This window comes from Rhizobium sp. L51/94 (genome assembly GCF_019355555.1).
Lineage (GTDB): Bacteria > Pseudomonadota > Alphaproteobacteria > Rhizobiales > Rhizobiaceae > Rhizobium > Rhizobium rhododendri.
The window spans coordinates 1828894-1855881 of sequence record NZ_CP072141.1 but is presented as its reverse complement, the minus strand read 5'-3'; the positions used below and the strand labels follow the sequence as shown (position 1 = coordinate 1855881).

Annotated in this window: 23 protein-coding genes; 10 read left to right on the top strand and 13 right to left on the bottom strand. The window is 62.7% G+C overall.

The genetic code is table 11. The features are described 5' to 3' along the window. Positions 1-171: 171 nt before the first annotated feature. Together J5274_RS09020 and scpA are read left to right on the top strand one after the other, a co-directional pair. Positions 172-1542, top strand: a complete 1371-nt coding sequence (locus J5274_RS09020) for a methylmalonyl-CoA mutase family protein (protein WP_142824303.1) — start codon at positions 172-174, stop codon at positions 1540-1542. Positions 1543-2188: 646 nt separating this feature from the next. Then, positions 2189-4324, top strand: a complete 2136-nt coding sequence (gene scpA / locus J5274_RS09015; protein WP_219274929.1) for a methylmalonyl-CoA mutase — start codon at positions 2189-2191, stop codon at positions 4322-4324. A 469-nt stretch (positions 4325-4793) separates the two neighbouring features. On the opposite strand, the gene J5274_RS09010 is transcribed toward scpA, so the two are convergent. The 3 genes from J5274_RS09010 to J5274_RS09000 all read right to left on the bottom strand — a co-directional run bounded on the left by J5274_RS09010 (position 4794) and on the right by J5274_RS09000 (position 8958). Next, positions 4794-5816, bottom strand: coding sequence for a S9 family peptidase (locus J5274_RS09010; RefSeq protein ID WP_224128066.1), 1023 nt, complete (start codon positions 5814-5816; stop codon positions 4794-4796). Between the two features lie 87 nt (positions 5817-5903). Then, positions 5904-7541, bottom strand: coding sequence for a cisplatin damage response ATP-dependent DNA ligase (locus J5274_RS09005; RefSeq protein WP_142824301.1), 1638 nt, complete (start codon positions 7539-7541; stop codon positions 5904-5906). Positions 7542-7944: 403 nt separating this feature from the next. Next, positions 7945-8958, bottom strand: coding sequence for a ligase-associated DNA damage response exonuclease (locus J5274_RS09000; protein WP_142824300.1), 1014 nt, complete (start codon positions 8956-8958; stop codon positions 7945-7947). A 246-nt stretch (positions 8959-9204) separates the two neighbouring features. On the opposite strand from J5274_RS09000, the gene J5274_RS08995 reads away from it, so the two are divergent. From J5274_RS08995 to J5274_RS08985, 3 genes are all read left to right on the top strand, one after another. After that, positions 9205-9990: a carbon-nitrogen hydrolase family protein gene (locus J5274_RS08995; RefSeq protein WP_219274928.1), complete on the top strand. Its 786-nt coding sequence runs from the start codon at positions 9205-9207 to the stop codon at positions 9988-9990. A gap of 84 nt (positions 9991-10074) precedes the next feature. Then, the gene (locus J5274_RS08990) at positions 10075-11430 is read left to right on the top strand and encodes a TIGR03808 family TAT-translocated repetitive protein (protein WP_142824298.1); all 1356 of its coding nucleotides are present in this window, start codon (positions 10075-10077) and stop codon (positions 11428-11430) included. Between the two features lie 103 nt (positions 11431-11533). Further along, on the top strand, positions 11534-12193 hold the full coding sequence (locus tag J5274_RS08985) for a glutathione S-transferase family protein (protein WP_142824297.1): 660 nt from the start codon (positions 11534-11536) through the stop codon (positions 12191-12193). A 3-nt stretch (positions 12194-12196) separates the two neighbouring features. Here the strand turns inward: J5274_RS08985 and J5274_RS08980 are convergent, their stop codons facing one another. Next, positions 12197-12817 (bottom strand): glutathione S-transferase family protein, encoded by a 621-nt coding sequence (locus J5274_RS08980; RefSeq protein WP_142824296.1) that lies wholly within the window; start codon positions 12815-12817, stop codon positions 12197-12199. A gap of 111 nt (positions 12818-12928) precedes the next feature. After that, complete coding sequence (locus tag J5274_RS08975) at positions 12929-13285, bottom strand: DUF4406 domain-containing protein (RefSeq protein WP_142824295.1); 357 nt, start codon at positions 13283-13285, stop codon at positions 12929-12931. Positions 13286-13402: 117 nt separating this feature from the next. Between J5274_RS08975 and J5274_RS08970 the strand changes: the two genes are divergently transcribed. After that, positions 13403-14158 carry a DeoR/GlpR family DNA-binding transcription regulator gene (locus tag J5274_RS08970; protein WP_142824294.1) on the top strand — a complete coding sequence of 252 codons (756 nt, stop codon included), beginning with the start codon at positions 13403-13405 and terminating at the stop codon, positions 14156-14158. Between the two features lie 28 nt (positions 14159-14186). On the opposite strand, the gene J5274_RS08965 is transcribed toward J5274_RS08970, so the two are convergent. The 5 genes from J5274_RS08965 to J5274_RS08945 all read right to left on the bottom strand — a co-directional run bounded on the left by J5274_RS08965 (position 14187) and on the right by J5274_RS08945 (position 19351). Continuing rightward, positions 14187-15182 carry an asparaginase gene (locus J5274_RS08965; RefSeq protein WP_142824293.1) on the bottom strand — a complete coding sequence of 332 codons (996 nt, stop codon included), beginning with the start codon at positions 15180-15182 and terminating at the stop codon, positions 14187-14189. A gap of 127 nt (positions 15183-15309) precedes the next feature. After that, positions 15310-16308: an NAD(P)H-quinone oxidoreductase gene (locus tag J5274_RS08960; protein ID WP_142824292.1), complete on the bottom strand. Its 999-nt coding sequence runs from the start codon at positions 16306-16308 to the stop codon at positions 15310-15312. Between the two features lie 77 nt (positions 16309-16385). Next, a complete protein-coding gene (locus tag J5274_RS08955; protein WP_224128090.1) occupies positions 16386-18170 on the bottom strand; it encodes a GGDEF domain-containing protein in 1785 nt (594 codons plus the stop codon). A gap of 185 nt (positions 18171-18355) precedes the next feature. Next, positions 18356-18610, bottom strand: coding sequence for a type II toxin-antitoxin system ParD family antitoxin (locus J5274_RS08950; RefSeq protein ID WP_142824290.1), 255 nt, complete (start codon positions 18608-18610; stop codon positions 18356-18358). 192 nt (positions 18611-18802) lie between these two features. After that, the gene (locus J5274_RS08945) at positions 18803-19351 is read right to left on the bottom strand and encodes an HdeD family acid-resistance protein (RefSeq protein WP_142829209.1); all 549 of its coding nucleotides are present in this window, start codon (positions 19349-19351) and stop codon (positions 18803-18805) included. 169 nt (positions 19352-19520) lie between these two features. Here J5274_RS08945 and betI point away from each other — a divergent pair, with 169 nt between their 5' ends. Genes betI through betB form a run of 3 tightly spaced genes read left to right on the top strand, consistent with a single transcriptional unit; the run spans position 19521 to position 23111 of the window. Further along, the gene (betI, locus tag J5274_RS08940; protein ID WP_142824288.1) at positions 19521-20111 is read left to right on the top strand and encodes a transcriptional regulator BetI; all 591 of its coding nucleotides are present in this window, start codon (positions 19521-19523) and stop codon (positions 20109-20111) included. 5 nt (positions 20112-20116) lie between these two features. Further along, entirely contained in the window at positions 20117-21646 is a 1530-nt protein-coding gene (gene betC / locus J5274_RS08935) for a choline-sulfatase (protein WP_219274927.1), read from the top strand. Between the two features lies 1 nt (position 21647). Further along, entirely contained in the window at positions 21648-23111 is a 1464-nt protein-coding gene (betB, locus tag J5274_RS08930) for a betaine-aldehyde dehydrogenase (RefSeq protein WP_142824286.1), read from the top strand. Between the two features lie 11 nt (positions 23112-23122). Here betB and J5274_RS08925 read toward each other — a convergent pair whose 3' ends face one another. Then, the gene (locus tag J5274_RS08925) at positions 23123-23485 is read right to left on the bottom strand and encodes a helix-turn-helix domain-containing protein (protein ID WP_142824285.1); all 363 of its coding nucleotides are present in this window, start codon (positions 23483-23485) and stop codon (positions 23123-23125) included. A gap of 6 nt (positions 23486-23491) precedes the next feature. Further along, positions 23492-23737: a type II toxin-antitoxin system RelE/ParE family toxin gene (locus tag J5274_RS08920; protein ID WP_142824284.1), complete on the bottom strand. Its 246-nt coding sequence runs from the start codon at positions 23735-23737 to the stop codon at positions 23492-23494. Between the two features lie 93 nt (positions 23738-23830). Here J5274_RS08920 and betA point away from each other — a divergent pair, with 93 nt between their 5' ends. Continuing rightward, entirely contained in the window at positions 23831-25483 is a 1653-nt protein-coding gene (betA, locus tag J5274_RS08915) for a choline dehydrogenase (RefSeq protein ID WP_142824283.1), read from the top strand. A 27-nt stretch (positions 25484-25510) separates the two neighbouring features. Here the strand turns inward: betA and J5274_RS08910 are convergent, their stop codons facing one another. Beyond that, positions 25511-26569, bottom strand: coding sequence for a LacI family DNA-binding transcriptional regulator (locus J5274_RS08910; protein WP_142824282.1), 1059 nt, complete (start codon positions 26567-26569; stop codon positions 25511-25513). Positions 26570-26988: the final 419 nt, after the last annotated feature.

The following is a 26988-nucleotide window of genomic DNA, read 5'->3' as shown; positions in this document are numbered from 1 at the left end:
GTGAGGCAGTGAGGCAGTGAGGCAGTGAGGCAGTGAGGCAGTGAGGCAGTGAGGCAGTGAGGCAGGCTTGTCATCCAAATTGTGCTGGGTGGCGCAGTTATTTTGAGAAACCATCCAATGTGTTGTTTTCGACGCCGCCTCGCTCCTTTAGAACGACCTGAGGAGGATCGTATGACGCTGAACATTCTCGACCCGCAGGCTTTTGCCGCCACAGACCGCGAGGCTTGGCTGGCGCTGGTTGGCAAGGCGCTGAAGGGCGCTGATTTCGACCGCACGCTGGTGTCTGCGACCGACGACGGTATCGCCATCCAGCCGCTCTACGAAAGACGTGTGGCTGCAACACCGCTCGCGCGTCGCCAGCCATCGGCGGCCTGGGCGATCTCCCAGCGGATCGACGATCCCGATGCAACACGCGCCTTGTCGCAACTGGCCGACGATCTGGCCAACGGCGCCACGGCTGTCAGCATGGTGTTTGACGACAGCGCCCAGGGTTTTGGTACGGGGATCGGTGCCGGCGAGGAGGCCCTTGTCGCATCGCTCTTTGCCGCCACCGCAGGCTATCCCGTTTCGGTGCGGCTGGAACAGGGCGGCCAGTCGGTTTCCGTCGTCGACGACCTCATGCAGTCCGGCGCGTACCTGCCGCAGACAGTGCATTTCGGCATCGACCCCTTCACCCCGGCGGCCTTTGGCGGACGGCCTGTCGAGACGGCCGACCTCGGCACCCGCTTCCGGCAGCGGCAAGGGCTGGCACGCGGCGGCACCATCCTGAACGCTGACGGGCGGATCATCCATAATGCCGGCGGCACCGAGGCGGAGGAACTGGCCGTCATGGCAGCGGCAATCGCTGCCTATCTGCGCCTCCTGGAGGCCGAGCGCATTGAGCCGGAAGCGGTGCTCGGCGCCATCAGTCTCAACCTCTGCGCCGACCAGGACCAGTTTCTTACCATGGCCAAGGTGCGCGCCGCGCGGCTGCTCTTTGCCCGCATCGCAGAAGCCTGCGGTGTCGATCCAGCGATACGGCCGCATGTTTTCACTGAAACCAGCTACCGCATGCTGACGCTACGCGATCCCGAGACCAATATTCTGCGCAACACCATCGCGGTATTTGCCGCCGGCACGGGCGGCGCCGACGAGATTGCCGTCCTCCCCCACACCCTCGCCCACGGCATTCCCGACCCGCTGGCGCGACGCCTGGCGCGCAACACGCAGCTTATATTGACCGCCGAAAGCCACCTCGACCACGTCTCCGACCCATCCGCAGGCTCCGGCGGCCTCGAGGCGTTGACCGATGCACTTGCGGCAAAAGCCTGGGCGCTGTTCGGCGATATCGAACGCGCAGGCGGCTTGCAGACCGCCATCGCCAATGGCAGCCTGGCATCGATGGTGGCGCAATCCCGACAGAAGCGTCCGTCTGGACTGATTGTAGGGACGACACTGTTTGCTGCGGAAAAGGAGCGGCTCGTCACGGTGCTGGGACCTCGGACCACAGTTGCCACTGTCGGCGTGCGGCTGGTGCGACGGGACGAGGAGACGGTATTATGATGGTCGAACAGGGTGCCGCTGGTCGGAACTTGATGGCTCGAAGCCAACGGCCGCAAGAGGATATCGATGTCCAAACAGTCGACGACAGTACCGATCCCTCCCTCATTCCTGTGCTCGTCACAGGAATCCAGCACGCCCAAGTCCTTGGGCGGAAAAGACTCTTGCGCTCGTGGCACCGGCCCCCTCAAGGCGCAGACGCGCCTTGGCTGGATTCCTGTGACGAGCGCAGGAATGAGGGAGGATGGGGTGATGCTCGGGAAAAGGGAGTGGCCCCGGGGCGCAGGTTATCGATAGGTGGCCAAGAAGGCCGAGTGACATCTGCCTTACGACCATGCGGCCTGACAGCCCCCTCCTGGAAACAGGACCATCTTGCGACACAGAGCGCATCCCCCTCCCTCATTCCTGTGCTCGTCACAGGAATCCAGCACGCCCAAGTCCTTGGGCGGAAAAGACTCTTGCGCTTGTGGCACCGGCCCCCTCAAGGCGCAGACGCGCCTTGGCTGGATTCCTGTAACGAGCACAGGAATGAGGGCGAATGGGGCGGTGCCTTTCGAAAATCGATGAGCCGGTGGCTGTGGTCTTTGGGCTTGTTGATGAAGGGGCGTGGCGGGGCACTCGTGCCGGTCATGGGCTTGGGAGATATCGTATGAGCCGCATTCCTGATTTTTCAGTCCTGCCCTGGGTTCGCCCTAACCTTCCGACGGTCGCCGAAACCGGTGATGCCTGGGAGACGCCTGAGGGGATTGACGTCAACCGTCGCTATGGCGAGGCGGAACTGACCAATGTCCCGTTTCTCGAGACCTATCCGGGGGCAGCGCCCTTCATCCGGGGCCCCTACCCGACGATGTATGTCCAGCAGCCATGGACGATCCGCCAATATGCCGGTTTCTCGACGGCCGAGGCGTCGAACGCATTTTACCGGCGCAATCTGGCGGCCGGACAGAAGGGGCTTTCGGTGGCCTTCGACCTTGCCACCCATCGCGGCTATGACAGCGACCATCCGCGCGTCGCCGGCGATGTCGGCATGGCCGGCGTGGCGATCGATTCGATCCTCGACATGCAGCAGCTGTTCGACGGCATTCCGCTTGGCGAGATGAGCGTTTCGATGACGATGAACGGTGCGGTGCTGCCGATCATGGCGCTCTACATCGTTGCCGCCGAGGAACAGGGCGCGTCCGAGGACAAGTTGTCCGGCACCATCCAGAACGACATTCTCAAGGAGTTCATGGTCCGCAACACCTATATCTATCCGCCGCAGCCCTCGATGCGGATCGTCTCGGACATCTTCAGCTATACCAGCCGAAGGATGCCGAAATTCAACTCCATTTCGATTTCCGGCTACCACATGCAGGAAGCCGGTGCGACGGCTGACCTTGAACTTGCCTACACGATTGCCGACGGCATCGACTATGCGCGGGCCGGCGTTGCTGCCGGGCTCGATATCGACAAGTTTGCCCCGCGCCTGTCGTTCTTCTGGGCCGTCGGGATGAACTTCTTCATGGAGGTGGCAAAGCTCAGGGCCGCGCGACTGCTCTGGGCGGCACTGATGCAGAAGAATTTTGCGCCGAAGGATCCGAAGTCGCTGGCGCTACGCACCCATTGCCAGACCTCCGGCTGGTCCCTGACGGCGCAGGACCCGATGAACAACATCGTCAGAACCATGGTCGAGGCGATGGCGGCGACGCAGGGGCATACCCAGTCGCTGCACACCAACGCCTTCGACGAGGCGCTGGCGCTGCCAACTGATCATTCCGCCCGCATTGCCCGCAACACGCAGATCCTTCTGCAGACGGAATCCGGCACCAGCCGCATCATCGATCCCTGGGGCGGCTCGGCCTATGTGGAACGGCTGACCCACGATCTCGCTGCCCGGGCGCTAAGCCATATCGAGGAGGTCGAGGCGCTCGGCGGCATGGCGAAAGCCATCGAAACCGGTATTCCCAAGCTGCGCATCGAGGAAGCCGCAGCCCGGACGCAGGCGCGTATCGACAGCGGCCGGCAGGTGGTTGTCGGGCTCAATGTCTCCCGCCTCGCCGAGGAGCGCGACGTAGATGTGCTGACGATCGACAACTCCGAGGTGCGCGCCCGGCAATTGTCGAAGCTGCAGCAGTTGAAGGGTTTGCGCGATACCGCCGCCACGGAGCAGGCGCTGGATGCGCTGACGCTGGCGGCCCGCAATGGAGAGGGCAACCTGCTCGATCTCGCGGTCAAGGCGGCGCGCGCAAGGGCTACCGTCGGCGAGATCTCGCTGGCGATGGAAAAGGCATTCGGCCGGCATGTGGCCGAAGTGCAGACGATCTCCGGCGTCTACCGCAGCCAGGTCGGCGACAACGATCCTGTGTTCAACGCCGCCGTTGCCGCCGTCGAGGGGTTCCGGAGAGCACGGGGTGCGGCGCCGCGCATTCTGGTTGCCAAGATGGGCCAGGACGGCCACGACCGGGGCCAGAAGGTCATCGCTTCGGCCTTTGCCGATATCGGCTTCGACGTCGTCGTCGGCACGATGTTCCAGACGCCGGAGGAAGTGGCCGATCTTGCGGTGCGCGAAGGCGTCGATATCGTCGGCGCGTCTTCGCTGGCCGCCGGTCACCTGACGCTGGTGCCGGAGTTGAAAAGCGCCCTCACCCGCAGGGGTGGCGCCAGCATCCTGATCGCGGTCGGCGGCGTCATTCCGGCTCAAGATTTCGCCACCCTCCGGGCCGCCGGCGCCGACGCGATCTTCCCGCCCGGCACCGTCATCGCCGAGGCGGCGCAGTCACTGATCGAACGGATGATGCCAGCGTGACGACGGCCACGGGAAGGGCGCCATATTCTATCCTGTGTTGAGATTTACCAGGTCGGTTGCATCGGCAATGATGGGGTGGCAATGTCTATGCCTCTGATAAAGCAGAGATAGAGCAAACCATCACGCAAAAGGCACAACCTTGAAACCTTCACCGATAGCATCAATCTTTTCGGCACTGATTTTTCTGAGTGCATGCTCAACCACGTCCCCGTCAAACCAGGCATCGACCTCGGATGCCTGTGGTGCATCCCGATATCAAAAGTTCGTAGGCGGTCCATCCTCTGCGACAGTGGGGCTCAAAATACCCGGAGACTCCCGCCACTACGGCAGCCAGGAACGTGTCGCCACAGATACGCCCACGCGTCTCAATTTTGTCCACAGCGGCACAGCATTCGAGAGTGTCACCAACCCGAAATCGACCGTGATACGGGTGTTCTGCGGATAACGCCGCCCATTTTTGCGCGACAGGCTAGGCCGCAATACCCTTGAAGAACTGGATACTGCGTTCGATTTCGGCCGGCAGAGCAGAAAAGTGGCCGCCCGGGATGACGTCGACGTCCATGTTGACATGCGCCTCGCGGGCCCGTTTCGACAGGATGCCGACGCGGGTGACGAAGTGCACCTCTTCCGAGCCGTGCATCACCTTCATCGGGCACTTGAAGCTGTGAGCATAGCAGACAGGCGAGCGCATCTGGAATTCGCGCGGGTCCTTGTCGTCGAAGCGGATATCCTGCGGGTACCTGTTGAAGAAGGCGAAAGAGTCCGGATTTCCCGAGATCGGCGCGGCGGCGCGAAAACGCCGCGTCGACATCGCCGTCAGCATGGCCAGCGTGCCGCCGATGCTGTGGCCGGCGAGGAACATGCGATGCGGATCGACGCCCGGCATGTGGCGCAGCCGGTCCGAGGCGGCCAGCACGTCGTCTACCTCGTCGTAGAAGCCGGAGAAGTTACCCTTCTGGCCATTTTCGCCGCGCATGCTGGGGATCATCACCACATAGCCGGCATCTATGTATGGCTTCATCAGCTGCCAGTGGCCCTGGCCGATCGCATTGCCGCCATGCAGGAAGAGGACTGCCGGGCGCGGCGTACGGGTGCGCTCGAAGCGCGACACCCAGGCGACAAGCTCGAGCTCTCCGCCATAGCCGCTGCGGTAGAAGATCTGGTTTGCACCTTCGGGAGCGACGAGCGCTTCGTATTTATCCGGCGCCGGTCCCTTGACGAGCAGGTTGGTGCGGAACTTGCGGCGCTCCCGCTGATAATCGCCGCTCATCTGCGCCGGTGCGGTGTTGGAAACATCCGATGCCTTTGCAGCCGGGGCCGGCTGCGCAGCGGCCGCCGGCGCCGGTGGTGTCGTCGAAGCAGCAGGCGGCGTGGTGGCGCGGGAGGCAACGGAGGCTGCACGGGCGGAGATCGGAAGGAGCACGCTTGCGGCAAGGCCGGTCAGAACAGCACGGCGGCGGTGGGAGAACTCAGGTACATCAGTCAAAGTCAAAGCTCCGTCGTGGTTCCCCGCCAGACCAAGTCTGCACGGGTTGAAAGTCGGCGCCAACTCACTTTGTGGTGAGGATTCGCATTGACGCTAATATTCGGCGGGAGAGGTCTTGGCGTCAATCATTGCCACCAGTGTTTCCAGCCGATCGGCCTCGAAAGGCGGTTTATCCTGCCGCAAACGGGCGATCCGCGGGAAGCGCATGGCCACGCCGGACTTGTGCCGGCTCGAGCGGTTGATGCCCTCGAAGGCGACCTCGACCACGAAGCCGAATTCACGCTCCGCCCTCACCGACCGTACCGGACCGAAGCGCTCGACCGTGTTGTTGCGCACGAACTTGTCGAGCACCTCCAGCTCGGCATCCGTGAAGCCGAAATAGGCCTTGCCGACCGGCACGAGCTGCTCTCCCTCCGGTGTCGTCGACCAGACGCCGAAGGTGAAATCGGAATAGTAGCTCGAGCGCTTGCCGTGGCCGCGCTGGGCATACATCAGCACCGCGTCGATGTTGAACGGATTTCGCTTCCACTTGAACCACGGCCCCTTGGCGCGGCCAGCTGTGTAGGGGCTGTCGCGGCGCTTGATCATCACCCCTTCGATGACAGGATCGGGGGGGGCTGCGCGGAGCCTGTCGAGCTCGTCCCAGTCGGTGAAATCGACGAGTGCCGAGAGATCGAAACGGTCGTGCGGCGCGTGCTCGATGATCTCGGCCAGCCGGTTGCGACGCTCGATGAAACCCCGGGCGCGGACATCCTCGTCGCCGTCGAACAACAGGTCGTAAGTGCGGATGAACGCCGGGTAGTCGGCGAGCATCTGGGCGTTCACCGTCTTGCGGTTCAGCCGCTGCTGGAGGTCGGAGAACGTACGGGTCGGGTTGTTCGAGCGCGCGGTGCCGCCGATCAGCAGTTCGCCGTCGATGACGCCCTCGAAGGTGATGGCGTCCACCACGTCCGGGAAGGCGCCGGAGATATCGTCGCCCGAGCGCGAGTAGACCTTCGACGTCGAGCCCGAGCGCGACAGCTGGACGCGGATGCCGTCCCATTTCCATTCGGCGGCAAAGTCCTTCGGGTCGAGGCCGTCGAGATTGCCGGGCTCGACCGGGTTTGCCAGCATGACGGAGTGGAAGATCGCCGGCGTTGCCAGCAGCGGCCGGTCGCCCTTGCCCTCGAGCCACTGGAAAAGCGTCACATAGGGTGGCTCCAACCCGTGCCACAGCGTCTCGATCTCGGTGACGTCCTTGCCCGACAATTCAGCCAGCGCCTGCTTGGCAAGCCGCGCCGACACACCGATGCGCATGGCGCCAGTGGCAAGCTTCAGGAAGGCGAAGCGACCGGAGGGATCGAGCCTGTCGAGCATGTCGCGCACGAACCCACGCACCTCGGTGCGGCCGAGCGCATTCATCTCGTCGATGACCTGGCCGAGACCTGGCTTATCTGTCGGCGCCCGCTCGATATCGGCGTCATTGTCCCAGACCAGCGAGATTGTCTCGGCGAGATCGCCGACGTAGTCGTAGGAATAGCGGAACAGCACCGCATCCATCCGCTCCAGCACCAGCTCGCGCAGCATCGCCGGCTTGACGTTGCGCACATCGAGCGTGCCGGCAATGGCCGCCAAGCCATAGCCGCGGTCAGGATCCGGCGTGTCGCGGAAGTAATCGGTCAGCAGCTTCAGCTTGCCGTTCCGGCTCGGCGTCAGAACCAGGCGATCGAGGAGATCGGCGAAGGCTTTCATGAGTATGCACCCTCCCCTTCATGGGGAGGGTCGGCGCGTAGCGACGGGGTGGGGTGACTGCCACAAGCTCCGACCTTGCCGCAGATCACCCCCACCCGCGGCTTTGCCGCGACCTCCCCCATCGAGGGGGAGGTAAAGAAACGCAGCGCTTCCACCAATCCCGCCTCAATCGCTCCCCCGGCCTCAGTCCCCTCCTTCCCCTCATTCCTGTGCTCGTCACAGGAATCCAGTGCAGCGCGTCGGCGCTGCGTGAGACTGTCGCAGTGAGGCAAAGGTCCTCTCACCGTGCAGACGCACGGTGGCTGGATTCCTGTGACGAGCACAGGAAAGAGGGAGATGGGAGCTTCTGCACGTGTCCCAAACAACGCTGCCTGGGAAGCTGCAGCCGGTAGACGATGATGCATCAATCCCCCTCGTCCTCATATCCAACCAGATGCAACGGCTTGGCTTTGATGCCCTGCAGCTCGCACCAGCGGACGAGGGCTTCCTCGCGGCCGTGCGTCACCCAGACTTCCTGGGGCTGCAGCTCGGAAATGGTTTCCAGCAGTTCCGGCCAGTCGCAATGGTCGGAGATGACAAGCGGCAGCTCGACGCCGCGCTGCTTGGCGCGTTGGCGGACCATCATCCAGCCGGAGGCGAAGGCGGAGACGGGGTCGTGGAAGCGTCGCGCCCAGCGGTCGGCGAACGCCGAGGGCGGGCCGACGACGATGGCGCCGTGGAATGTCGTCTGGTCGGCGCGGCTTTCGATGGTTGCCGGCCGGAGCTCGCCGAGCGCGATGCCCTGGCTCTCGTAGTAATCGCACAGCCGCGTCAGCGCGCCGTGGATATAGATCGGCTCGTCATAGCCGCAATCGCGCAACAAACGGATGACCCGTTGCGCCTTGCCGAGCGCGTAGGCACCGACCATGTGGGTACGGTCGGGAAACTGCTTCAGCGAAGCAAGCAGCCGACGCGTTTCGGCCATCGGGTCCGGATGGTGGAAGACCGGCAGCGCAAAGGTCGCCTCGGTAATGAAGACGTCGCAGGGCACGGAGACATAGGCGGCGCAGGTGGGGTCCGGGCGACGCTTGTAGTCACCGGATACGACGATGCGCAGGCCGTCTTTCTCGATGGCGATCTGCGCCGAGCCGAGCACATGGCCGGCGGCATGAAAGCTGACGGTGACGCCGTTGACGACGATCTCCTCGCCAAAGCCCGCCGCCTGCTCGCTGCCGGCAAAGCCCTCGCCGTAGCGAATACGCATGATATCGAGCGTCTGGCGTGTGGCAAGCACATGGCCATGGCCGGGCCGCGCATGGTCCGAGTGCCCATGGGTGATCAACGCCCTGTCGACCGGACGCACCGGGTCGACATAGAACCCGCCAACCGGGCAAAAAAGCCCTTCCGGGGCGGGGTAAAGCAATGCATCTGGCCTCATGGAGGACAAGATAGCGACAGTTTGCCGGACGGCCAGAGGCGGCTGCGCTTTCGCGCAAATTTAGATGGGTCAACGGCGGATCTCGATGGCTGCGCTGTCGCAACGGCCGGCATGTGCTGGGGCGGTTTCTGCTTGTCGATGGGGCGCAAAACGGTGATACCTTCGGTGCTTGCGAGGGCGCATCGACAGACTGCTGTCTTGAACAACACGGCCATGTGCGATTGCGATGCAGACAAGGAGGATGTCTTGGCAACCCATTCGATGCGCGTCGGGCTGGCGCAAATCATGCCGGATGCGGACGTTGGTACCGCGATTGCCTCGGCAGCCAAGGCAGCCGCCGATGTCTTGGTGTTTCCGGAAATGTTTTCCAACGGTTACAGCCGCTATGATGGCGCGGATGCGGGCTCCAGAGCGTCCTGGATCGATGGAGCAGTGGTAACGGATGGGGAATACGTGAAGCGGTTTCGCGACGCAGCGCGCAAGCATGGTATTGCCGTCGTGGCAACCTTTCTCGAACGGGCCGAACCCAGGCCCTTCAACGCTGCAGTTCTGATCGACAGTGACGGCGAAATCGTGCTGCAGCAGAGAAAGCGACACATCTGCCATTTCGACATACCGGAAGATGCCTGCGCACCGGGCGACCGCTCCAGTGTCGTTCGCCTTTCGACCCGGAACGGCGATGTTGCCGTTGGCATCATGATCTGCATGGACCGCGAGTTTCCCGACGTGGCGTCCGACCTCGTCCGCTTGGGCGCCGAGGTCATTTTCGTGCCCAACAGCAGTCCTCTTGTCGATGACCCCGAGGTGGGCGATGTCCGCGTGGCAGGCATCCGCGCCATGGCGTTCCAATCGGTTGTTGGTGTCGCCGTGGCCAACTATCCGGCACCGAAGAACGACGGCCGGTCTCTTGCCGTCGATCCCCTAGGACGGATTGTTTGCATGGCAGGAGAGCAAAGCGAGATCGCCTTTGCGGACTTCGATCTGGAAATGATCAGGGCGACGCAGGAAAAAGAGTGGTTCCGGCGTGTGTGATAGACCGGGATTGCGTCTCGTCCGATTTTATCGGCATCATGAAGGGAGCATAAGGCGAACTCCCTTGCATTCGAGGAGCCGAGCATGATTTCCCGACGTGAGTTGATGCTTGGCGCTTGTGCGGCGGCGGCGAGTGCGGCAGCGGTTTCGCGGGCGCTGGCGGGGCCGGCGGGGAATGTGGCTGCCTCGGATATGCGCGGTGCCATCGATGGCGTGGCGTTTCGCAAGCGGGTGTCGGCGGATGGGCTGCAATCGATGATCGATGCGGCAGCTCGGAACAAGGGGCCGGTGATGCTGCCGGCAGGCAACTACACGGCCTCGAACCTCACCCTCCCCGATAATACGCGGCTGATCGGCGTCCCCGGGGCGACGCGCATCGTCTATGGCGGCGGCGGCTTTCTGATGAAGGCGGCCGATGCCGGGCGGATCGAGATCTCCGGCGTCGTCATCGACGGGGGGAACCTCGGGCTGGCCGTGGATGCCGGCGGGCTGCTGCGGTTCGATGGCGTTGGCGATTTGCTGCTGAGCAGTTGCGAGATTACCGGCAGCGCCGGGAATGGGCTGCATCTGGAGCGCTGCGGGGGCAGGATCGAGCGCAACCGTATTTCGGGCGCGGCACACGCCGGCGTCTATGCGGTCCAGTCGAACGCCCTGACCATCACCGGCAACCGTGTCGAGGATTGCGGCAATGGCGGCATTCTGGTGCATCGCTGGCAGAAGGGCGAGGATGGCAGCGTCATCTCCGGCAACCGCATCGCCCGCATCGGCGCCCGCGACGGCGGCACGGGGGAGAACGGCAACGGCATCAACGTCTATCAGGCCGGCAATGTCATGGTGACCGACAACCACATCGCCGACTGCGCCTTTACAGCGGTGCGAGCCAACTCCGCTTCGGACGTGCAGATCAGCGACAACCAGTGCCTGCGCTCCGGCGAGACGGCGATTTTCTGCGAATTCGAATTCGAGGGCGCTGTCGTGTCGGGCAACCTGATCGACGGCGCCGCCAATGGCATCGCCATTGCCAATTTCGACAAGGGCGGCCGGCTCGCCAGTGTGACCGGCAACGTGGTGCGCAACCTGTCGCTGTCGGCGCCCTATGCACAAGACGGCGGTTTCGGTATCGGCATCTCGGCTGAGGCAGACACGCTGATTTCGGGCAACGTCATCGAAAACGCGCCGCTCTGGGGCTTCAAGCTCGGCTGGGGGCCTTATATGCGCAACCTCGTCGCCTCTGGCAACATCGTCCGTAATGCGCCTGTCGGGTGCGCGGTGTCGGTCGCCGACGGGGCGGGATCGGCGGTGATTTCGAACAACCTGTTCGAGGCCGCTAGCCAGGGGGCAATCGTCGCCTTCCTCTGGGACAAGCCTGCATCGGCCGACCTCGTGACCGGCAGCACGGCCTATCCGCACCTGACCATCCTCGGCAACCGCTTGGCGTAGCGCGACCGATCAAAAGCTTTCATCGCTGCATCAACGCCAGCTGCTTCCGTTCGCCTGCGCTGCCAGATAGGTTTGTAGGCATAAGCAAATAGAGGGAACCTTCATGCTGACGATTTATGGCGTCTATCGCTCGCGCGCATCGCGCAACTACTGGATGGCAAACGAACTGGGGATTTCGTTCAAATCCATACCCGTCATGCAGGCCCACCGTCTGGACGAGCCTCTGGCGCCGGGCGCGCCGATCAACACCATGTCGCCGGAGTTCCTCGCCATCAACCCGATGGGGCTGATCCCGAGCATTACCGACGGCGACTTCGTCATGCACGAGTCGCTCGCCATCAACCTCTACCTTGCGCGCAAGCATGGTGGGCCGCTCGCTGGCCAGACGGCGGAAGAGGACGGCCTGCTGTCGATGTGGACGATCTTCGCCGCGACGGAACTGGAGCCGCACAGCATCCGCCTTGTCCAGACCTACGACCGTGGGGAACAGGGCACCGATGCCGGCAAGGCCACGATCGCGGTGGCCTGCCGCCTCCTGAAGCGGCCACTGGACGTGCTGGAGAAGCATCTCTCGGCGAACGGCCATTTTGTCGGCGATCGCTTCACGGTCGCCGACCTCAACGTTGCCGAAGTGCTTCGCTATGCCCAGAGCGAAGCTGCATTGTTCGATGCGCGTCCGGCGCTCGATGCCTGGATCAAGCGCTGCCAGTCGCGCCCCGCCTACCTTGCCATGCAGGCGACGCGCGGGCAGGAAAAAGGCTGAGGCTCAGCCCTTTTCGATGGCGAGCGCCTGCTGCACGGCCGCCCGGTCGCGCATGCGCTCGCCATGCGCCTTGACCTTGGGAAACCGGTCCATATCGACGCCGTCACCGGGCAGCCAGTTGGCGACGGTAAAGAGATAGCCGTCGGCCACGGAATAGTTGGCGCCGAGCACCCAGGGACCAGCCAGCAACTGGTCCTCGATCAGCACAAAGCTCTCGGTCATTGTCTGCGATACCTTGGCCTTCATCGTCTCGATGGCGGCTGCATCGTCCGACCAACGACTGCCCCGGCGCCCGTGAGAGTGGTTCACGTGGACTGTCGAGGACAGGTAGTTGTTGAACGCCTGCATGACGGCAAATGCGAAGGAGTCGTCGAGCGGCGCCAGTCGCACGTTGCGCGAGACCTGAGAGATATAGGCGAGGATCGCCGGCGTCTCCGTTATGACGCCACGCTCGGTCACCAGCGTGGGCACCCTGCCCTTCGGATTGAGTTTCAGATACTCCGGCGTCTTCTGATCGCCCTTGGAAAGATCGATGCGGCGCGGCTCGTAGGCGATGCCGGATTCCTCCATGGCGATGAGGCTCGCAAGTGCACAACTTCCTGGCGAATAATACAAAACTGTCATGATGATTCCTCTCCCTTGGGGGAGCAGAATAAGCGCGTTTCTCACCGAAGTGAAAGGCCATGCGTCGGAAAATCGGAGGATAAGAGGGCGATAGATCGCCCCCTGCCGACTTCAGGCGCAGCCCGGAACATCCTCGAGGCGGTTCCACACGGGAATGCCCCGTTCCCTGGCGATGCGCACATCGTTGTCGGCGCCCTTGGATGCGCCCTCCAGGCGGAGCACGCCGTCGCAAAGCGCCAGAAGCCGGCCGGCAACAGGATGGAAAATGGCCTCGTAAAGGTCGTCGCCCACGGTTTTTCCACCGGCGGCATTCCAGACGGGCAAGGCAACCCACTCGCCGATCATCGGCACATGGCCGGCCTCGAACAAGCGGTGCGACGGCGCTTCCAGCCGCTTCAGGTTTTCCGCCATTTTCACCGGGTCGTCGTTCGTGCCGGAGCGATAAGGGCCGGCAATCAATATCAACATGGTCTGTCTCCCGTCGCCTGATGCGACAATTTGCACGAATATCGATAATATTGCTGGAATGTCGAGTCATATTTCGTATTATGCGTAATATCGTTTAACTTCGTGCAGGAAACCGGCATGCTGACGAACCAACGCAAATCGACGATCCAGGCGGCCTTGCGCAGCGACGGACAGGTGATTGCCAAGCAGATGGCGGAAATGCTCGGCGTGTCGGAAGACACCATCCGGCGCGATCTGCGCGAGATGGCAGCCGAGGGGCTGCTGCTCAGGGTGCACGGCGGGGCGATGCCGCTGTCGCCGGACTTGCCGGACCTGTCTGCCCGCCGCAGCCTGTCGTCCGGGGAAAAGCAGCGGCTCGGCGCCTATGCCGCCGGCATGATCCGCCCTGGCCAGACGGTGTTCCTCGATGGCGGCACGACGAACGCCGAAATTGCCCGGCAGCTGCCACGGGGCTTTGCCTTCACCGTGATAACGCACAGCCCGACGATTGCCGGCGAACTGGAGCATCATCCGACGGCCGAGGTCATCCTGATCGGCGGCCGGATCTACAAACATTCGATGGTTTCAACCGGAGCGAGTGCGATGGCAACGATTTCACTGGTGCGGCCGGATATCTTTTTTCTCGGGGTTACCGCCGTCCACCCCGCTCATGGATTTTCGACGGGCGACTTCGAGGAGGCGGCCATCAAGCGGCATATCTCGGCATGTTCCGCCGAGACGTTCGTGCTGGCCACTCCTGACAAGCTCGACGCATCGTCGCCGTGTCATATCCTGCCGCTGGCATCCGTGGCCGGCATGGTCCTGCCCGGCCCGCTGCCGGAGGCCGATCTCCAGCCCTATCGCGATGCCGGGCTAGGGATCCAACTGGCGTGAGCGCCTGCCTCGGCGAATTTTCCGGGGTTCAGATGGTCGCCCTGACGTCGCCGACATGGATGCCGTTCCAGTTGTGCATCGACTTTGTGGCCATGGCCATCAGTCCGGCGTGGATCTCGCCATCGGTCTCGAAAAACCGGGCGAGCGTGGCGGCGATCATCGCCTCGGCTGCGCGGCCGGTGCCATCGTCGCACTTGACGGCGATGGCGACGCCCTGTTCCGGGATGGCAGCGCAGAACACGCCCTCGGCGCCGGTCTTGCAGAAGATCTTGCCGGGTGCGATCTGCATCAGTTCCGTGCAGGCGCGGCCGCTGCCGGCGACATAGAAGGGCTCAGCCATGCAGGCCTCGATCAGCCGGCGCGAGGCCTTGGCACGCAACGCGCCGAGACCCTGGCCGGTCGCCATCTTCGCAAAGCCGTGCGCGAGAGCGCGCAGCGGCACGGCATAGGTCGGGATCGAGCAGCCGTCCGTGCCACAGACGTCGGCGCCGAGTGTGGCACCGGTCAGGTCTTGCATCGTGTCGCGGATTTGCTGCTGCAGCGGATGCTCGTAGCCGACGTAGCCCTTGCTATCGATGCCCTGGTGGCAGCAGGCGCAGACGAAACCGGAGTGCTTGCCGGAGCAATTGTTGTGGAGCGCCGTCGGCTTCTCCAGCGTGCGGGCCTGGTGGATCAGGGTCTTCTGGTTGGAAGACCAGTGGGCGCCGCATTCCAGCGCCTCGACATCGCGGCCAGCGCGCGCCAGCATCGAGGCTGCCAGCGCCACATGCTCGTCTTCGCCATTGTGGGAGGAACAGGCCAGCGCCAGTTCCTTGTGGCCGAACCCATAGGCATCGGCAGCACCGCTTTCGACCAGCGGCAGGGCCTGCATCGCCTTGCAGGCGGAGCGCGGAAACACGCCGGCATCGATATCGCCGCGTGAAAACACCACGCTGCCGTCGCCGTCGACGACAACGATCGTGCCGCGATGACGGCTCTCGACAAGCAAACCACGGGTAACTTCGACGGTGACGGGATTGGTCATGATGGCATCCGATGCTGGTGGGGTCGAGCGGTGATAGCGTTTGGGGCGACGCTTGCCAACCGTCCTCGCGCGCGCCGTTGGCGCTGCCCCCCCCCCCCCCCGGCTCACAGAGGGCCGATGTGTCCGCTCATTCCACGCGGAGCATGATCTTGCCGATGTGGCTGCTGGTCTCCATCATCTTATGGGCTTCGACGACATCCTCGAAGGCAAATGTGTGGTGGATCAGCGGGGCGATGGTGCCGGCATCCAGCAGCGGCCAGACCTGCGACAGGAGATCGTCGCGGATGGCGCGCTTTTCTTCCGCCGTGCGCGGCCGCATCGTCGAGCCCGTGACCGTCAGGCGCTTGACCATGATCGGCGCCAGGTTGACCTTCTCGGCGATTGAGCCGCTGAGGAAGGCGATGATCGACAGACACCCGTCCTTGGCAAGGGCAGCAAGGTTCTTTTCCAGATAGGCAGCACCGACCATGTCGAGAACGATGTCGACGCCGCTTTCTGTCTCCGCCTTGATGACCTCGACGAAATCCTCGTCGCGGTAGTTGATCGCCCGCTTGGCGCCGATCCTGACGCAGGCGTCGCATTTATCCTTGGAGCCGGCCGTGGTGAAGACCTCGGCGCCGAAAGCACGGGCAAGCTGGATCGCCGTGGTGCCGATGCCGCTGGAGCCGCCGTGTATGAGGACGCTCTCGCCCTCGGTCAGCCCCGCCATCTGGAATAGATTGGCCCAGACGGTGAAGTAGTTTTCCGGCAGCGCCGCAGCGCGAACCGCGTCGTAGCCATTGGGGAAGCGCAGCGCCTGGGAGGCGGGAACGGCGCAGTATTCGGCATAGGCGCCGCCATTGGCGAGCCCGCAGATCTTGTTGCCGATGGCAAATTCGGTAACGCCGGGTGCGACGTCGACCACCTCGCCAGCCACTTCAAGGCCGAGGATCGGGCTGGCATCCTTGGGGGCCGGATAGTTTCCCTGGCGCTGCGCGACATCGGGGCGGTTGACGCCTATTGCCTCGACCCGCACGAGAACCTCGCCGGGCTTCAGCACCGGCAGCGGCTTGCGGACAATGGTCATCACCTCGGGGGCGCCGAAGGACGGCAGGTCGACGCAGCGCATATCAGTTGGCAAAGGCATCTGGCTCTCCATGACATCAGGGAGAGACGCACATAGGTCAGCGGGAGCGGAAATAAAAGGCGCGACGTCGTGGGGCGTCAATTGGTCTCGCAGAGTTGTTCGAAAACCAGGCCGCTGGCGCTTTCCTTGGCCTTGGTCTTCAGGCCGGCGATGCGCTTGCTGACATTGCCGATGTCGTCGATCACCGTACCTTCCGGCAATTCGACGACGCCGATCGAGCAGCGCATCAGCGAGAATATTGTTTCCGCGCCGCTGCGGTCATGGCCGGTGATATAGCCGCGCTCCCGGTCGTCGGATGGATAAAGTGCGGCGACATCGTTGCTGAAGTCGGCGCGCAGCCTGTCGAGCGTCTCGGTCAGTTCCTCGCGGCTGCCCCCGATGACGCCAATGAAAAAGTCATCGCCGCCGACATGGCCGAGAAAATGAGTGCCCAGCAGGAAATGGCGGCGCATCAGGGCTGCAAACAGCGAGATGGCATGATCGCCGATGTGGAAACCGTATGCATCGTTGAACGGCTTGAAGGCATCGAAGTCGCAATAGCAGAAATAGCGGATGGCATCGACCGTGCCGCCGGCCGTCATGCGCATGAAATCGCGGATCGCATGGTTGCCCGGCAGGCCGGTCAGCGGGTTCTGGTCCTGCGCCGTTTTCAGCTGCTTTTCGGTCATCGCCTTGACCAGCGATGCGGCGGAGACGACGCCGGCGTAGCGCAGGTCCTCGATGACGACGAGGCAGGTAGCATCGTCGACATCGGCGAAGATCCCCATCAGGTCATCGACGGTCGAATTGATACTGACGACGGGCGCAGGCTCCATGAAATGCGAGATCGTCCGCTCATAGGCCTTGTTCTTCAGCAGATCCCGGCCGAAAGGCTGATAGATATAGGCTTTCAGGCTGTATTCGTGGATGATGCCGCGCGGCTCGTTGTTGGCATTCAGCACCGGGAAATAAGCCTGTCGCGGATTGCGCCGGAAAAGTTCGAACACCGTGTCGATCGGCTCGTTTTCGAACACGGTCGGCAGCACCTCGATCTGCTTGCGGATGAGGATGTCGTCGAGCGACTGCAGAGGCGTGGCGGTCGATTTGTGATCCGGAAAATGCGACAGGCGCGGATGCCACTGGCTAACATCGGACATCGGCCGGGCGATGAGCCAGCCCTGGGCCATATCGACGCCGAGGTCCCGGCAAACCGCCAGTTCGCCTTCGGTCTCGATGCCTTCGGCGATGACGCGGGCGCCCAGCATGTGAGCCATGGAGACGGCGCTTTTGAGGAAATGCCGTTTGCGCATCGCGGTATCGGCACCGGTCACGAAATGCCGGTCGACCTTGATATAGTCCACCACCTGGTCGCACAGCAGCCGCATTTCCGAATGACCGACGCCGAAATCGTCGATTGCCAGCTTGAAACCGGACTTGCGCATATAGGCGATCAGGCCGGCGATCTCCGGAAAGGCACTGTTGTCGAAGCGCTCGGAAAACTCGAAGCAGACGGAAGACGGCGGAATGCCGCGCGTTTTCAAAAGCCCCAGCAATCCCTCGACCAGCAGCAGGCCTTGCGGAATGAGCCGGGCGTCGAGATTGAGAAAAAGCGTCGCTTCGGCCCGGTTCGGGAGACTCGAGAAGGCGCCAAGCGCCAGCCGCTCCATCATCTGTTCGAGCCCGAACAACTGGCCGGTGCGCTCGGCCTCGTCGAGAGCGGCGATGGGGTCAGCAAAGCCGATCCGGTCATGGCCGCGCATCAGCGCTTCATAACCGAAGACGGCGGCGGTCCGGATATCGACGATCGGCTGGAACGCGGTTTCTATGAGCGTCCATCTGGCGGCATCGAAGGGATGGCGCCGCACTGCCACCTCCTTGACCATACTCCCGGACATACTCGTCTCCACTGCCCCACGCGATGTCGCTGGGGTTGAAGATGGTTGTGAGGCGTCAATAAAAGCTTTCCGGTTCGTGAAGTTTTAATGACAAAAAGCCCGTCCCGGCGCTCAAGGCCGGCATGTACCAACCTGCAGGAATAGTTTAGCTTTTTGGCTTTCACGCAGCAGCTTCAATTGTGGGCCGCAGCTGAAGCGTCGAAGTCGGCAAACATATCGGCAACGCGCCTGTCGGCACTGCCGGCCCCGTCGGGCAAACCCGTCGCCAGGTGGTGCGCATCGCACAGATCGCCTCGCTTGCGTGCCGCTTCCCACATGCGCAGCGCCTCGCGCACGACTTCGCTGCCGGATGCGTAATTGCCGTTGTCGACGGCGGCGCGGATGCCGGCGACTTGCATTGGAGAGATGGAAACAGTGACCATAGGCATGACATTGCCTCTCTTTGCCGTGTCTGGCCGAAAAACTGCCAGATCCGCGCAGGCATCATGCCTGCGTTCAAGGTTCACTCAAGGGCGGCCTGCGGCGCGAGATACGGGCCTCACGCTGTGCTGCCACGTCTTCACGTTATGCCTGCGCGCCAAGCTTGTCAAAAGGCGGAACCAACGGGCGATTTCTTCTAATCAGCGCCTGAGGCCAAGTCCGAAGGCGATGAGCGTCCAGCCCTGGAACATCAGGTCGACGGCGAGGAACAGGCCGAGGATCCACAGGCTGTTAACGGGCCAGCCGAGCGCGACCACGAAGCCTGCCACCATCGTCACGATGCCGCTGAGGAGAATGAACCCCCAGCCCTTCCCCGGCTTCATCCTGCGGCCGACCCAGATACGCAGGACGCCGGCAATGACCAGCGCTATGGCCAGCATCAGGGTAAAGACCGCCGAGGCCAGCAGCGGGTTCATGAAGGCGAAGATACCGGCCAGCGTGTAGAGCAGACCGCTGAGGATCCATGGAAGGCTATGTTCCCAACCCCGCACCTGGAAGGCATGGATGAGATAGACGATACCGCCGAGCAGCATGAGCATTCCGACGTAATAGACCGAGACGACGGTGGCGAGGAAGAGGTTCCCGAAGGCAATGCCGCTGAGCAGCAAAAGCAGGACGCCCAGCGCCACGAACCAGCCCCACTTTGCATGAGCGGAGGCGTGCGGCAGTTCGTTCAAACCCATGACCATGACGACACCCGTTCCTGTTACTTTTACATTTCGTGAAATCCACGTCGAGAAACGCATTCTAGCGCAAAAGGTCTTCCCCGGACACTGATCGAAATCAATTCGCGGGTTTCCGATTTTTATTGATTGATGGCTCAATCAAAAATACGATGATCGTCATCAGGAGACGACGATGCCGAAAGTCGGAATGGAGCCAGTGCGTCGCGAGGCGCTCGTCAACGCCGCCCTCAGGGTGATCGGCGATCACGGATCGCTGAGCGTCACGATGTCCGACATCGCCCGGGAAGCCGGTGTCTCGGCGGCGCTGGCCCATCACTATTTCGGCAGCAAGGAGCGGCTGCTGCAGGCAACCATCCGCTCGCTTCTACGCCAGTTGCGCAACGACACGGTGACGGCGCTCAAGGCGGCAGCAGGACCGCGCGAAAAGCTGTCGGCGATGATCCGCGTCAGCTTCCAGGCAAACCAGTTTGCCCCGGAGACCATTGCCGCCTGGCTCGCCTTCTATGCCGAGGCGCAGCGCTCCGAGGAAACGCGGCGCTTCCTGGTGATCTATGCGCGCCGCCTGCGCTCCAACCTGCTCGCCAACCTCCGGCCGCTTTGCACTGCGGATGACGCGGAACGCATGGCAGAAGGCGCGGCTGCGATGATCGACGGGCTGTATATCCGGCAAAGTCTGCGCTCGGTGCCGACAGGTATCGAAGCCTCTATTGCGTTGACCGAAGACTACATAAACACTCATCTGACCGCCCTTGGCAAAGGATAGACGCCGTGACCGAGATGAAGCCGGATATCCTGATCGTCATGGTCGACCAGCTCAACGGAAAGTTCTTTCCGGATGGTCCGGCGGAGTTCCTGCATGCGCCGCACCTGAAGGCACTGGCAGCCCGCTCGGCACGCTTTGCCAACAACTATACCTCGTCGCCGCTCTGCGCCCCTGCCCGCGCCTCGTTCATGGCCGGACAATTGCCGAGCAGGACACGGGTCTACGACAATGCCGCCGAATATGTCTCGTCGATCCCGACCTACGCCCACCACCTTCGCCGCGCCGGATACTATACGGCGCTGTCCGGCAAGATGCATTTCGTCGGTCCCGACCAGCTTCACGGCTTCGAGGAGCGGCTGACGACGGATATCTATCCGGCCGATTTCGGCTGGACGCCGGATTACCGCAAGCCCGGCGAGCGCATCGACTGGTGGTACCACAATCTCGGCTCGGTAACCGGCGCCGGTGTTGCCGAAATCACCAACCAGATGGAATATGACGACGAGGTGGCGTTTCTGGCAAACCAGAAACTCTATCATCTCAGCCGCGAGAACGACGACCAGAGCCGCCGGCCGTGGTGCCTGACGGTGTCCTTCACCCATCCGCACGACCCCTATGTCGCCCGCCGGAAATACTGGGATCTTTATGAAGGCTGCGATCAGCTGATGCCCGAAGTCGGCATGCTGCCCGACGAGCAGCAGGATCCGCATTCCCGGCGCATTATCCATTCCTGCGATTACAAGAATTTCGAGGTCACCGAAGAGCACATCCGGCGCTCCCGCCAGGCCTACTTCGCCAATATTTCCTATCTCGACGACAAGGTCGGCGAGCTCATGGACACCTTGGCGCGCACGCGGATGCTCGACAACACGCTCATCCTGTTCTGCTCCGACCATGGCGACATGCTGGGCGAGCGCGGATTATGGTTCAAGATGAACTTCTTCGAGGGCTCCGCGCGGGTGCCACTGATGATAGCCGGCCCCGGCGTCACCCCGGGGCTGCATCTGGCGCCGACCTCCAACCTCGACGTGACGCCGACCATGGCCGACCTTGCCGGCATATCCATGCAGGACATCATGCCCTGGACCGACGGCATGAGCCTGAGGCCCATCATCGATGGCGCCGAGCGCACCGAGCCGGTGCTGATGGAATATGCGGCGGAAGGTTCCTATGCGCCGCTCGTCTGCATTCGCGAGGGCAAGTGGAAATACATCCACTGCATGCTCGACCCTGACCTTCTCTACGACCTCGACGCCGACCCGCTGGAACTCACCAATCTCGCCGACGATCCGGACTTTACGGAGGTCGTCGCCCTGTTCCGCCGCAAGCGCGAAGAACGCTGGGACATGGGCGCCTTCGATGCTGCGGTGCGCGAAAGCCAGGCGCGGCGCTGGGTCGTCTACGAGGCGCTGCGCAACGTCTCCTATTATCCGTGGGACTACCAGCCGCTGCAGAAGGCCTCGGAGCGCTACATGCGCAACCACATGAACCTCGATACCCTCGAAGAATCCAAACGCTATCCACGCGGAGAATAAGATGAAAGCCCAACCGAAAGCCTCGCACTTCATCGACGGCGAATATGTGGAGGATACGGCGGGAGCGGTGTTCGAAAGCCTCTATCCGGCCACCGGAGAAGTCATCGCCCGGCTGCATGCGGCAACGCCGGCCATCATCGAGAAGGCGATCGCATCTGCCAAGCGTGCCCAGCCGGAATGGGCGGCAATGAGCCCGACGGCACGCGGCCGCATCCTGAAGCGGGCTGCCGATATCATGCGGGAACGCAATCGCGAACTGTCGGAACTGGAGACGCTGGATACCGGCAAGCCGATCCAGGAGACGATCGTCGCCGACCCGACCTCGGGCGCCGACAGTTTCGAGTTTTTCGGCGGCGTCATCCCAGCCGGCCTGAACGGCAGCTATATCCCGCTCGGCGGCGACTTCGCCTATACCAAGCGCGTGCCGCTCGGCGTCTGCGTCGGCATCGGTGCCTGGAACTATCCGCAGCAGATCGCCTGCTGGAAGGGTGCGCCGGCGCTGGCCTGCGGCAATGCCATGGTCTTCAAGCCATCGGAAAATACGCCGCTGGGTGCACTGAAGATCGCCGAAATCCTGCATGAGGCAGGGCTTCCGAAGGGCCTCTACAACGTCATCCAGGGCGACCGCGATACCGGGCCGCTGCTGGTCAACCATCCCGATGTCGCCAAGGTATCGCTGACCGGCTCGGTGCCGACGGGCCGCAAGGTGGCAGCGGCTGCCGCCGGCAGCCTGAAGCATGTGACGATGGAACTCGGCGGAAAATCGCCGCTGATCGTCTTCGACGATGCCGACATCGACAGCGCCATCGGCGGCGCGATGCTCGGAAACTTCTATTCGACCGGCCAGGTCTGCTCGAACGGCACCCGCGTCTTCGTCCACACCGCCGTCAAGGCTGAGTTCCTGAAGCGCCTGAAGGCCCGCACCGAGGCGATGGTCATCGGCGACCCCATGGACGATGCGACGCAGGTCGGGCCGATGGTATCGCTCGCCCAGCGCAACAAGGTGCTCGCCTATATCGCGGCAGGCAAGGCCGAGGGCGCAACGCTGGTTGCCGGCGGCGGCATCCCCAACAACGTCGCCAGTGAAGGCTATTACATCCAGCCGACGGTGTTTGCCGATGTCACCGACGACATGACCATCGCCCGCGAGGAAATCTTCGGGCCTGTCATGTGCGTGCTCGATTTCGACGACGAGGAGAAAGTGATCGCGCGGGCCAACGGCACCGAGTTCGGCCTCTCCGGCGGAGTCTTCACCGCCGACATCACCCGCGCCCACCGCGTCGTAGACCGGCTCGAAGCCGGTACGTTGTGGATCAACACCTACAATCTCTGCCCGGTCGAAATCCCGTTCGGCGGCTCGAAGCAATCCGGCTTCGGCCGCGAGAATTCACTGGCAGCGCTGGAGCACTATTCCGAGCTGAAAACGGTCTACGTGGCCATGGGCAAGGTCGAGGCGCCGTATTGACCATGGATGGATCAGTCCGCCACGTCGACGACGAGATCGTCGAGATCGACCTTGAGGGCGGTAGCGATACGCTTCAGGACATCGACACTGCCGGTTTTTTTGCCTGCCTCGATCTCAGAGAGATAGGGCTGCGAAATTCCGGCGGCCATGGCAAGTTCGGTGACAGTCATGCGGCGATAGTTTCGGAAGATACGGACGGCATTTCCGCCATTGGCACGCGCCTCAACGATCTCCAAGGGCCAGGTTTCTTCTCCTGCAGAAATCCCGGCCAGGACAGCATTCGCCCTCAGTCCATCGACCAGATCCTCATAATCCTCTTCACTCAACAGCACATAGGGTTTGCCGTCGATTTCGAACCTCTTGATATCGCCCATTGTGGATCAATCCTTGTAGATACTGCCCCGCGGACCGGCATCGATGACCACGATAATCCTACCCTTGTCATCGATGATAACCCGATCCAGTCCGACCCTGATACGGTAGAGATTTCCGCCTTTCATCTTCTTGATGTCGACAATCTCTCCGCGCGCATAGGCTTTGACTTTTTCAATGATCGCCAGCCGCCGTTTTGGCTGCATGCGCATAAGTGCTTTGTCGGCAAGTCGGGATACGACAACGTCCTTCATTCCGACACCATCGCCCTGAGCTATACCGCCTGCAACAATGATAGCGCATCGCGATACATTTGTCGCCCTTTTCCATAGACGTCTGGAGCCCCCATGCAGCAAGCAGATTTCGTCATCATCGGTTCCGGTTCGGCAGGATCTGCCATGGCTTATCGGCTGTCGGAAGACGGCAAGCATTCGGTGATCGTGCTGGAATATGGGGGCACGGACTTCGGGCCGTTCATCCAGATGCCGGCGGCGCTCGCCTGGCCGATGAGCATGGATCGCTACAACTGGGGATATCACTCCGAGCCGGAGCCTCACCTCAACAACCGGCGGATCACCGCGCCGCGCGGAAAGGTGCTCGGCGGCTCCTCGTCGATCAACGGCATGGTGTATGTGCGCGGCCATTCCGAAGACTTCAACCGCTGGGAGGAGCTTGGCGCGCGGGGCTGGGGCTATGCCGACGTGCTGCCCTACTTCAAGCGCATGGAAAACAGCCATGGCGGCGAAGAGGGCTGGCGGGGCACCGACGGGCCGCTGCATGTACAGCGCGGCGGCTTCACCAATCCCCTGTTCCACGCCTTCGTGGAGGCCGGCAAGCAGGCGGGTTTCGAGACCACCGACGACTATAACGGCTCGAAGCAGGAAGGTTTCGGGCTGATGGAGCAGACCATCTACAAGGGCCGCCGCTGGTCGGCCGCCAATGCCTATCTGCGCCCTGCCCTGAAACGCCCGAACGTCACGCTGATCCGCTGCCTTGCCCGGAAGATCGTCATCGAGAACGGCCGTGCTACCGGTGTCGAGATCGAGCGCGGCGGCAAGATCGAGGTCGTCAAGGCCAACCGCGAGGTGATCGTGGCTGCATCTTCGTTCAATTCGCCAAAGCTGCTGATGCTGTCGGGCATCGGGCCGGAAGCGCATCTGAAAGAAATGGGCATCGAGGTCAAAGTCGACAGACCGGGTGTCGGCGCCAACCTGCAGGACCACATGGAATTCTATTTCCAGCAGGTCTCGACCAAGCCGGTGTCGCTCTATTCCTGGCTGCCGTGGTTCTGGCAGGGCGTGGCGGGGGCGCAGTGGCTTTTTACCCGCTCGGGACTTGGCACCTCCAACCAGTTCGAGGCCTGCGCCTTCCTGCGCTCGGCGCCCGGCATCAAGCAGCCCGACATCCAGTATCATTTCCTGCCCGTGGCCATCAGCTATGACGGCAAGGCGGCCGCCAAGAGCCACGGGTTCCAGGTCCACGTCGGCTACAACCTGTCAAAATCGCGCGGTGCCGTGACGCTGCGCTCCTCGGACCCGAAGGCCGATCCGGTGATCCGCTTCAACTATATGAGCCATCCGGAAGACTGGGAGAAATTCCGCCACTGCGTCCGGCTGACGCGCGAGATTTTCGGCCAGAAGGCCTTCGACCACTACCGGGGACCTGAAATCCAGCCGGGCGCCGAGGTGACCACAGACGAGCAGATCGACGCGTTCCTGCGCGAACACCTGGAAAGCGCCTATCACCCCTGCGGCACCTGCAAGATGGGATCGAGGGACGACCCCATGGCCGTCGTCGACCCCGAGACCCGGGTCATCGGCGTCGACGGACTGCGCGTCGCGGACTCGTCGATCTTCCCGTCGCTGACATATGGCAACCTCAACGGCCCGTCGATCATGGCGGGCGAAAAAGCCGCCGACCACATCCTCGGCCGCCAACCGCTCGCCCGCTCCAACCAGCGACCCTGGACCAACCCGCGCGCTGACATCAGCGACCGGTAATCCTGTCTCGACAGCCGCGCTTGCCCCCTATCGCCCGGGCGCGGCTGTGCTTTTGCGGACGACCAGGTCGACCGCCATGACATGCCCCTCTGCCGGTATGGTGGCTTCGAGTATGGCCGCCACCGCGCGACGGGCGATTTCCGGCAACGGCTGGACGACGGTCGTCAAGGCGGGCTGGGACAACGCCGCTTCCGGCACGCCGTCGAAACCGACCACGGACACTTCGCCGGGCACGGCGATGCCACGAGCGGCGAGCCACTGCAGCGCCAGCATGGCGCTGTGGTCGGACATGGCCAAAACGGCGGTTGGCGGCGCAGGCATCGAGAACAGCGCCGTCATTGCAGCCTCGACCGTCGGCTGGTCGTTCAGCGTGCCGAAGACCGGCATATCGTCGGGCCCGATACCGAACGTCTCTATCCCTTGCCAGTAGCCACGCATCCGCTCCCGCATGCTGCCGCCTAAAACCTCGTCGATCCGCGAAAGCGGCAACAGCCCATGCGGAACATCGTGGTTTCCGATGGCCAGTATGGCGACATTCCTGTGGCCAAGCTCGCCCAGATGCCGCGCAGCGGCAGCCGCGCCTGCCCTGTTATCGATGCCGATCCGCGGGACCGAGGCGTCGTCCTCGCCAAGCGCCAGCGCGATGAAGGGCAACTGCCGCCGGCGTGTCAGGTCGACCAACCTTTCTCCACCTTCGACACAGAGCAGGATAAACCCGTCGACCAGGGCACTGTTGACATTCCAGGCCAGCTTTTCCTGGTTTTTCGCTGACACCAGCGCAATCCCGGTTCCGCTCTCATCGCAGACGTCGCCAATCGCCGTCATGATCGCTCGCGCCCAAGGATCTTCGAAAAAATAGGACAGCGGCTCGACCGTTGCCACGCCGATCGCATTGACGCGCCCTGCTCGCAGCAAGCGGCCCTTTACGTCAGGCCCCCTGTAGCCCAACGCGGCAGCGACCTTCAGGACATGCTCGCGGACCTGTTCGCGCACCACCTCAGGGCGGTTGAAGACATTGGAGGCGGTCCCTTGCGAGACCTCCGCCACCCGCGCCACATCGGCAAGTTTTGCGCTCTTTTCCTTCATGCCCTACCCCCGCCTGCACCGAAAGCGAAGCATAACGCCCCGTTTGTATCGATTCAACTTTTGCTTGACAGGTCGACAGAGATGCATGACCATTGAATCGATTCAAAAGCAATCAAGTCCTGTGTCAAACCGGGGGAAGCCTTCGTCATGCCACCCATCCCGAGCCTGTATGCGGATCTCTACATCGAGCGCTTCGGCGACCCGAACGATCCCGAGCCTGAATCGCCAATCCCGCTCCCGAAACCGCCCGCAGGTTTTGCAATTCGCCTGCTCAGGATAATGTTCAGGCACGGCGCGCGCAAAAAGGCCACAGCATGGTCCTTCACGCTGCCAATCGACCGGCGCTTTCGGTGAGAGATCGTCTGGCAGCGAGTTAACCAATGGAGTGCGAGTTCTGCTGGTATCATCGAGATCGACGA